Below are 7972 nucleotides of genomic sequence, written 5' to 3'. Positions count from 1 at the left end.
CCCCGGCAGTCGAGCCCGAGTAGTCGACGGTATCGATTCCGACACCGCCATCGAAATCCATACCGCTACCATCACCAATGAACGTGTCGTTGAAATTCGAGCCTCTGACCGTTTCGATATCGGTGTAGGTATCACCTGCCGCGATCCCGGTATGCACACCGGTCTTGAGGTTGATGGTCACCGCTTCCTTGCTGTCGAGATACCCCGCCACGTCATAGCCGGCACCGCCGATGAACTGATCCGCTCCCGCGCCACCGTACAGCGTGTCGTTACCCGAACCGCCGGTAATGACGTTGTCGAGGTCGTTGCCGTAACCGGTGTATGCGCCCGTGCCGATAAAGGTCAAACGCTCGATATTGGCAGCCAGGACGGTGCTGTTGGGATTGACCACCGACACACGGACCTCATCGTTGCCGCCACCGGCCTGTTCGGTAATGGTGACGGTCTGCCCCACGTTGATATTGTAAATGTCGTCGCCTGCTCCCCCTTCCAGCCGTATCCCTACGGCCGTGGTGTACGGACCCACGGAGAGCACGTCGTTGAAGGCCGAGCCTATGACAGTTTCGACCCCAGTGAGAATATCCCCCTCGGCGTCGCCACCTTGACCAACAAGCCCAGTTCCCTGGCGCAAATCTATACTGATACCTTCGGTAGACGCCGAATAATCAACTGTATCGGTACCCGCTCCACCATCAATCTTATCCGCGCCGGCAGTGCTCTTGATCACGTCGTTGCCGCCCAGGGCGTAGATCTCATCATCCCCTGTGGTGCCAATGAGTGTATCTGCACCGGCTGTTCCATTAATAACTGCCATTTTCTTCTTCCTTGCTCTAAGGATGGTGGAGGAGGTCTTATAAAATCAGTGTTTGTTTACAAAATTGAAGCAAGAACTCGGCGACTTCTTTCGGCTGTGGCCAGTGAAGCTTGAGCGGAAAGTTCGCTTGAAAAATGGGCATTTGAAGTGTCATTTATTAATTTTTCAGACACGCCAAAACTGCCCGATTGGAAAAAATCGGAATGGGTTTGATTTTTTGTGTGAGTAGTTGCGTGTTGGTACAGCCGATCCATGCTGAGCTTCCATCCTTGGCCCCTCTCCCTGTCGGGATGTTAATTGGGCATCGAGCGTACGTGCGTGATAGCACGATAATATCTCTTTACACAAGAGGTATGATGTCCAAGGAACGTAGCGTGCTGCTGACGTCATATGCCGGTTAGTGCGACCTGGCGTGACAAGGGTCACTACACAGATGCGAGTGCATTGTCTCGACGTCAGCGCTCTGCGCACTTTTACTCCATATTGGTACCTGATTCGCCCCGTTAGCGGCCTCACTCGCCGTCGCATGCTGAAGGCTATTGCAAGACGTTGCGAGGCCTGAGCTCACTCACAGGAATCTGCACGGAAGACATGCCGCCATCGGCGTTGTCCTTGGTCCCGTTAACCGATCCGTTCGGCTTCATACATTCCGAAATAAACTCATCCCTCCCTCGCCTCCCCCTGTACGCCGCGGCTTCTAGACTTCATCGCACCGCATTCACCTGCCGATACCCTTCGTCCGGGTGGTTATAGTGTTGATCATTAATTTTCAGTAGGTATAGTACCCACCAAGCACACCACAAGGAGGTGTTGTGAATAGCCGATTTTTGATAGGCCAGCTCGTCTCGGACGGTTGGTACCTGGTACGGGTTCAGGGTAGCCACCATCATTTCAAGCACCCCACCAAACCGGGACTGGTCACGGTTCCTCATCCCAAGAAGGACCTGCTCAAGAAAACGGCCATCAGTATCCTGCAACAGGCCCTGCTCCAGACCGCCCGTTGCCCAGCGTCCGCGGAGGACAATGAATATGCTGTACCCGATTGCGATTTCCATGGGTGATGAACAACACGCCTGGAGTGTTGAAGTGCCGGATATTCCCGGCTGTTTTTCTGCTGGCGATGACCTGGACGATGCCATGGCTATGGCCCGCGAGGCCATCGAAGGGCACTTCGAGATCCTGGCCGAAGACGGTTCGCCGATTCCGCCGGCCAGCAAAGTCACCTTGCATGCGGCCAATCCGCAATACGCGGGCTGCACCTGGGCGCTGGTGGACATTGATGTGACCAAATACCTGGGCAAGGCGCAGAAACTCAATATCACCCTACCCGGCTACCTGCTCAATCGTATTGATGAATATGTGTTGCATCATCCCGAGGAGAAGAGCCGCTCCGGGTTCCTGGCGTCGGCAGCACTCAAGGTGTTGCAGCAGGGACGGTGATGCAAACGGACATAACGTGACCAATGGGGAGCCCATGTGGGAGCGAGTCTGCTCGCGATGGCTGAGTGTCAGGCAACTTCAATGTTTGCTGACCCGACGCTATCGCGAGCAGGCTCGCTCCCGCAGGTTTATTTACGTGTTTTTGGCCTATTTCTTCTGCCCGTCGGACTCCTGCATCTGCACCGAAGACTTGGTGCCGTCGGTGTTGTCCTTGGTTTCGTTGTCCGATTTGTCGAAGCAGCCCTGCAAGACAAACAGGCAACAGGCGAGGCAAAGGGTTCGGATGAGGTTCATGGTGTGCTCCTGCGGATGGCTTTAAGCAGTGACCCATGGCTGCGGCAAATGGTTGCGCCGGTCTCAGACTGGACTGATGAACGTTGGCGGTAAACGATCAGGGAAATGTAAGTAGAATTTTCGCCGTTGCGTTGCTGTCACACCACACAGGTGCATCCCAAAAGGAACACAGCAATGACCTTCGCAAAAATCGCTCAAAAACTGTCCCTCTGGGCGGGGAGCCCGAAGACTTTTCTGGGAGCTCTCGTGTTGTTGGCCCTCTGGGCTTGCAGTGGGCCTTTTTTCAAGTTCAACGATACGTGGCAACTGATCATCAACACTTCAACGACGATTATCACGTTTTTGATGGTGTTCCTGATTCAGAACACGCAGAACCGCGACACGGATATTCTCCACCTGAAGGTCGACGAACTGCTGCGCGCCACCAAGGAAGCGCAAAACGCGATGCTCGGACTCGAGGCGCTGGACCTCAAGCAATTGGAGGCGCTGCGCAAGCATTACCAGGCCATGGGCCAGGACGAAGCCAAATCGCTCGAAGGCCTGGACAAAAAAACCAAGATCGACCTGAACCAATGTTAAGGAAATGCGCGGTGGCGCAGCGCCACTCGCGCTTCCCGGCTGTGCGTCAGGGCAGCGGATTTCCCCCCGTCACGCCAAACACTTCCCCGGTGATGTAGCTCGACTCCTGGGATGCCAGCAGCACGTAGAGCGGTGCGCATTCGGCTGGTTGGCCGGGCCGCTTCATCGGCACCTGGGAGCCGAAGGTGGGAATTTTTTCCTGGGGTTGTCCGCCACTGGGCTGCAATACGGTCCAGATCGGACCGGGGGCCACAGCGTTGACCCGGATGCCCTTGCTGATAACCTGGCCCGCCAACGCCTTGGTGAACGCAACGATGGCCGCTTTGGTGGTGGCATAGTCCAACAACGTCGCAGAGGGATCATAAGACTGGATGGACGCTGTGTTGATGATCGTCGCCCCTGCCGGCATCAGCGGTATCGCCGCTTTGCAGAGCCAGAACATTGCATAGATGTTGGTCTTCATGGTGTCGTCGAACTGCGCGGTCGTGATGTCGGCGATGTCTTTCTGCGCTTCCTGTTTGCCAGCGACGTTCGTCAGGATATCCAGGCCGCCCAATTGCTCATGGGCGCTCTTGATCAACTGGACGCAAAACGCTTCGTCCTTGAGATCGCCGGGAATCGCGACCGCCCTGCGGCCTTCGGCTTCGATCAGCTCGACGACTTGCCGCGCATCGCGCTCTTCGCTGGGCAAGTAGTTAATCGCCACATCGGCGCCTTCCCGGGCAAATGCAATGGCCGCGGCACGACCGATTCCGGAATCTCCACCGGAGACCAGGGCCTTGCGCCCTTCCAGGCGGCCGAAACCTTGGTAACTTTTTTCACCGTGATCGGGCTTTGGCACCATCTCCTGATCGATGCCGGGCGGTGACTGCGGCTGGTCGGGAAACGGGGGCTTGGGGTATTGGGTCAGCGGGTTCTGCATCTTGTATTGATTGGGTTCTCGGCGTGTGGACATCGAGCGTCTCCTTTCAGCGGGCAAGATGAACCGGGACGTGAGCGCCCCGGCCTTGGATGATAAACGTGCGCAAGATCAGCGGCTGGCCTGCAACGCCCTGGCCATTTCGAGGTGGGTCTGCAATTTAGGCAGGGTTTCATCGGCGAATGCCTTGATTTCCGGCACTTGCGTGGTCTGGGCCTCTTGCTGGATCTGCGCGATGGCTTCCTCGGTGGCCTTGACCTGACTGGCGGCATAAGCCGCTTCGAACGACTCGCCTTCCTGTACCTGCGGTATCAAGGCCTTGGCCTTCTCTGCCACTTCCTCCCTGGGCTCGACGGGCAGATCGAGTTTTTTCGCAATCTTGGCCAGATGCTGATTGGCGGTGGTACGGTCGTTGATCACCATAATGGTGTAATCCTTGACCTCCCTGGACTCGGCTTTCCCGTGGGCCATGCGGCTGGCCTCGATATCGGCCATGCCTTTGGCGGAAGCATCATTGATGAATTCGGTCGGCGATTGGGCCCAGGCACTGTTGGCACCCAGGCCCATGAACACGACAAGGCTGCTGGTGCGTAAAAAGGTGGCCGTCCGGCTCATGGTCGCGCCCTCCTCGTAATAAAGGTTCCGGCAGGTTTTGCCTGCCTTTGAATCAGAACCACCGGTGACAATCAGCGAGATGTCAGACCCGGTCTGCGGCCGATTTCGACTTTCACCGGGTGCCTGTCGACACTCAAGGTGGTGGTTCTCCCACTTTTGCGACCCGATTCAGACACCTTCGTTCGATCGTGGGCGATGTTTCCCGGGTAATTGCTTCTTGAACCAGGCATGCTCTGGCCCTCCAGGTTCATGGACATTGGCGAGCAGGGCCCGCCTGACATTCGAAAGGACCGAGGGAGGAAAGGTTTTAAGAAACGGCGCACGCCACGACGAACGGTGGCGTCGGATCAGATACCGAACGCCTTGTGATTGTGGCGTTTGGCGCTGTACATCGCCTCGTCGGCATGGCGAAACAACGCCACATCCTCGGTGCCATGATCGGGAAAACAGGCCACGCCGATGCTCGGCCCGATACTCAGGCAGTGCCCGTCCAGACGCAACGGCAGGGACAGTGCATGATGGATTTTTTCCTGCACACCGTAAGCATCTTCCAACGCCTGGATGCTATGGAGAAGCACCACGAACTCATCGCCACCGATGCGAGCCACTGTGTCGCTGTCACGTACACAGCCCTGCAGCCGACTGGCGACCGCTTGCAGCAACATGTCACCGATGCCGTGGCCGTAGGTGTCATTGACCTGCTTGAAGCGGTCGAGATCGATATACAGCAGAGCCATGCGCCCTGAAGTCACGCGGGCATTGGCCAGTGCTGCCTTGAATCGCTCACGCAACAGTTCGCGGTTAGGCACCTGGGTCAGTTGGTCGTACTGCGCCATGCGCTGCAGCCGGGCATGCATTTGCTGACGCTCGATGGCCACGCTGATCTGGGCGCAGACATATTGCAGCAACTCCTTGTCCTGCTCGGTGTAGCGCTCGTCATCCCGGGCACTCTTGACGATCAAGGCGCCAATCGTGCCGTTCTGGGAATTCAGCGGTACGCCCAACCAGCATGGCGCGCCAGGCTGCGCCACCAAATCACAAAAACCGGGCGGCAGTTGACTGCAACCGGGTGTCAGCAGGATCGGCTGGCCGCTGCGAATCACTTCGTTGCACAAACGCCCAGTCACCGTGCCCGGCAATTCGGGCTGCCGCTCGCGGTCATCGACGTGATAAGCGAAATTCAACTGCGCACATTGTTCGTCGTACAGCGCCACCGAAAAATTCAGCGCCGGCAGCCACTCGCCAATGATCAAGTGGACACGCTTGAACAGCGCCAGCAGATCGGCTGCGGCATGGGCCGCTTCGGAAATGGCATACAGCGCCGCCTGCCGGGATTCGGCGTGCTTGCGTTCGGTGATGTCCCGCGCCACGGCAATCCGCAGTTGGTCCACCTCGGACCAGCGCGCCGACCAGAGGATATGCACCACCCGACCGTCCTTGTGCAGGTAACGGTTTTCGAAGTTGAGCTTGGGGTCACCGCCCATGATTTCCCGTGCCGCCTCGAGGGTCCGCTGGCGGTCGCCGGGGTGTACCAGCTCGATCATCGGCCGGCCGACCAACTCTTGCGGGGTGTAGCCCAAAATACGCTCACAAGCGGCACTGACGAACACGAACCGCCCCTCCCGGTCGACGGCGCATACAGCGTCCAGCAGAAGATCGATGTAACTGGCCAGCGGCGCGGAATTTCGAGTATCCATGAGCTGGGAGCCATCTGGAGAATGCAGCCGTGAACGTATTGGACATTCGACGCACGTCCATCATACGAAGAGGATAGCGCAGCCGCTCGAACCGTCAGGAAAAATGATTGCCATGTGCCATCTGGCACACCCTTCTTTAAGCGAAACTCAGCGAGCCCGGGAGCAATGACTGGGCATCTCCAAGCTCCGACTCGTCAAAGGGATTCCCCATCCGCGTTCCTAGGCAAGGTCCTACACGGAACTCTCCGGCAGCTCTCAAAGACGCCGGAAACCGCTGATTCAAAGCCCTGCGCGTTGATCTGTAAAGTCCGGAAACACACAGAAAATGAAACACCCCACGGACAGCACCTTCAACCAAGGAATGTAATCGCACTATGAACCAGATCGCGCAACCGACCCATCGCTTCACCAACTATCGCAAGGTCATCTCCCTGGCCGATCAGGACTGGCAGAGCGCCGAAGTCGGCAAAATCTCGGGGCTCAATGTCGAGGTCAAGACCCCCAACGTCCTGGTCGACCAATATGGACGCACCTTCCACCATTTCTGCACAACGTCTTACCTGGGTCTGGACTACCACCCCGCGCTGCTCGACGGCGCCATGACCGCCTTATGGGAGACCGGCACCCTGCGGGTCGCCAATTCGAAAAATCGCTGCAAACTGGCGATCCTGGCCCAATACGAAACTCAACTGTCCGAGTTGTTTGGCGCCAGTTGCCTGAGCGCCTTGTCGTGCAGCGCGGCAAGTGCCGGGATCCTGCCACTGCTGGCCAGCGGCGCACTCACCGACGACCGCCCGCCCGTCATGGTGTTCGACAAGCACGCCCATTACTCGATGAATCACTTCAAGACCGCCTGTGCCGATGAAACCCAGGTCATCACCTGCCCGCACAACGACATGGATTTCATCGAGGACCTGTGCAAACGCCAGCGCAACGTGGCGTATGTCACCGACGGTGCGTACAGCATGGGTGGAGTGGCGGATCTGGACAGTCTGCTGTACCTCAAGCAGCGTTATGGTCTGTTTCTGTACCTGGACGATTCCCACGCACTGTCTACCGTGGGCGCCTGCGGTGCGGGCCTGGTCCGTCCGCGCCTGCCTGCGGTGGACGAACGTACCTTGATCGTCGCCTCCCTCGCCAAATCATTCGGGGCCAGTGGTGGGCTGGCGATGTTCGGCAGCGAACGGCACAAAGCGCTGGTGCAACGCTATGGTGGGCCGAGCAACTGGTCCCAAAGCCTGAACGCAGCGGCGATTGGCGCCGGCATGGCCTCGATCCGCCTGCATCGCAGTCGAGAATTGGGCTCCTTGCAGGAACGATTGCAGGCTAATATCCGCTTTTTCGACAGCCTCATCCGTACCGAACAGCACGGCAACCCCATGGCGATTCGTCTGGTGCCTTGTGGTGAGGCGACGCTGGCCAACCGACTGGCCGTGGAACTGGCCGAGCGGGGGTATTTCACCTCGGCGGTCTTTTTCCCCGTGGTGCCGCAAAACAAGGCCGCAATCCGCATTACTCTGCGAGCCGACATGGAACCGAACGTGATCCGCTCGTTCTGTGAACTGATTACCGGGCTGCTGCAAGCCCACGGGCGTGAGATACGCCCCTGAAACG

At 57.9% G+C, this 7972-nt stretch carries 9 protein-coding genes and 1 pseudogene; 4 read left to right on the top strand and 6 right to left on the bottom strand.

Translation table 11 applies throughout. The features are described from left to right. A partial coding sequence (locus EGM97_RS12860) for a calcium-binding protein (RefSeq protein WP_477788809.1) occupies window positions 1-814 on the bottom strand: 814 nt, incomplete at its 3' end. Between the two features lie 56 nt (window positions 815-870). Then, window positions 871-1068: a hypothetical protein gene (locus EGM97_RS12855; protein WP_238964330.1), complete on the bottom strand. Its 198-nt coding sequence runs from the start codon at window positions 1066-1068 to the stop codon at window positions 871-873. A 558-nt stretch (window positions 1069-1626) separates the two neighbouring features. On the opposite strand from EGM97_RS12855, the pseudogene EGM97_RS12850 reads away from it, so the two are divergent. Both EGM97_RS12850 and EGM97_RS12845 read left to right on the top strand, forming a co-directional pair. Continuing rightward, window positions 1627-1803 (top strand): annotated as a pseudogene (locus tag EGM97_RS12850) (type II toxin-antitoxin system HicA family toxin); the annotation flags it as partial. 40 nt (window positions 1804-1843) lie between these two features. After that, window positions 1844-2254: a type II toxin-antitoxin system HicB family antitoxin gene (locus EGM97_RS12845; RefSeq protein ID WP_238964329.1), complete on the top strand. Its 411-nt coding sequence runs from the start codon at window positions 1844-1846 to the stop codon at window positions 2252-2254. Window positions 2255-2401: 147 nt separating this feature from the next. Here EGM97_RS12845 and EGM97_RS12840 read toward each other — a convergent pair whose 3' ends face one another. Next, window positions 2402-2548, bottom strand: coding sequence for a hypothetical protein (locus EGM97_RS12840; protein WP_238964328.1), 147 nt, complete (start codon window positions 2546-2548; stop codon window positions 2402-2404). A 174-nt stretch (window positions 2549-2722) separates the two neighbouring features. Between EGM97_RS12840 and EGM97_RS12835 the strand changes: the two genes are divergently transcribed. Beyond that, window positions 2723-3127 carry a low affinity iron permease family protein gene (locus EGM97_RS12835; protein WP_238964327.1) on the top strand — a complete coding sequence of 135 codons (405 nt, stop codon included), beginning with the start codon at window positions 2723-2725 and terminating at the stop codon, window positions 3125-3127. A 46-nt stretch (window positions 3128-3173) separates the two neighbouring features. Here EGM97_RS12835 and EGM97_RS12830 read toward each other — a convergent pair whose 3' ends face one another. From EGM97_RS12830 to EGM97_RS12820, 3 genes are all read right to left on the bottom strand, one after another. Then, window positions 3174-4082, bottom strand: coding sequence for an SDR family oxidoreductase (locus EGM97_RS12830; RefSeq protein WP_238964326.1), 909 nt, complete (start codon window positions 4080-4082; stop codon window positions 3174-3176). Window positions 4083-4157: 75 nt separating this feature from the next. Then, entirely contained in the window at window positions 4158-4661 is a 504-nt protein-coding gene (locus tag EGM97_RS12825; protein WP_238964325.1) for a DUF4142 domain-containing protein, read from the bottom strand. A gap of 347 nt (window positions 4662-5008) precedes the next feature. Next, window positions 5009-6358 carry a sensor domain-containing protein gene (locus tag EGM97_RS12820; protein WP_238964324.1) on the bottom strand — a complete coding sequence of 450 codons (1350 nt, stop codon included), beginning with the start codon at window positions 6356-6358 and terminating at the stop codon, window positions 5009-5011. Window positions 6359-6732: 374 nt separating this feature from the next. Between EGM97_RS12820 and EGM97_RS12815 the strand changes: the two genes are divergently transcribed. After that, window positions 6733-7968: an aminotransferase class I/II-fold pyridoxal phosphate-dependent enzyme gene (locus EGM97_RS12815; protein WP_238964323.1), complete on the top strand. Its 1236-nt coding sequence runs from the start codon at window positions 6733-6735 to the stop codon at window positions 7966-7968. The last annotated feature ends 4 nt before the right edge of the window (window positions 7969-7972 follow it).

The sequence above is a fragment of the Pseudomonas sp. AF32 genome (assembly GCF_022342325.2).
GTDB classification, from domain to species: domain Bacteria; phylum Pseudomonadota; class Gammaproteobacteria; order Pseudomonadales; family Pseudomonadaceae; genus Aquipseudomonas; species Aquipseudomonas uvaldensis.
This window is presented reverse-complemented; position numbering and strand designations above follow the sequence as displayed.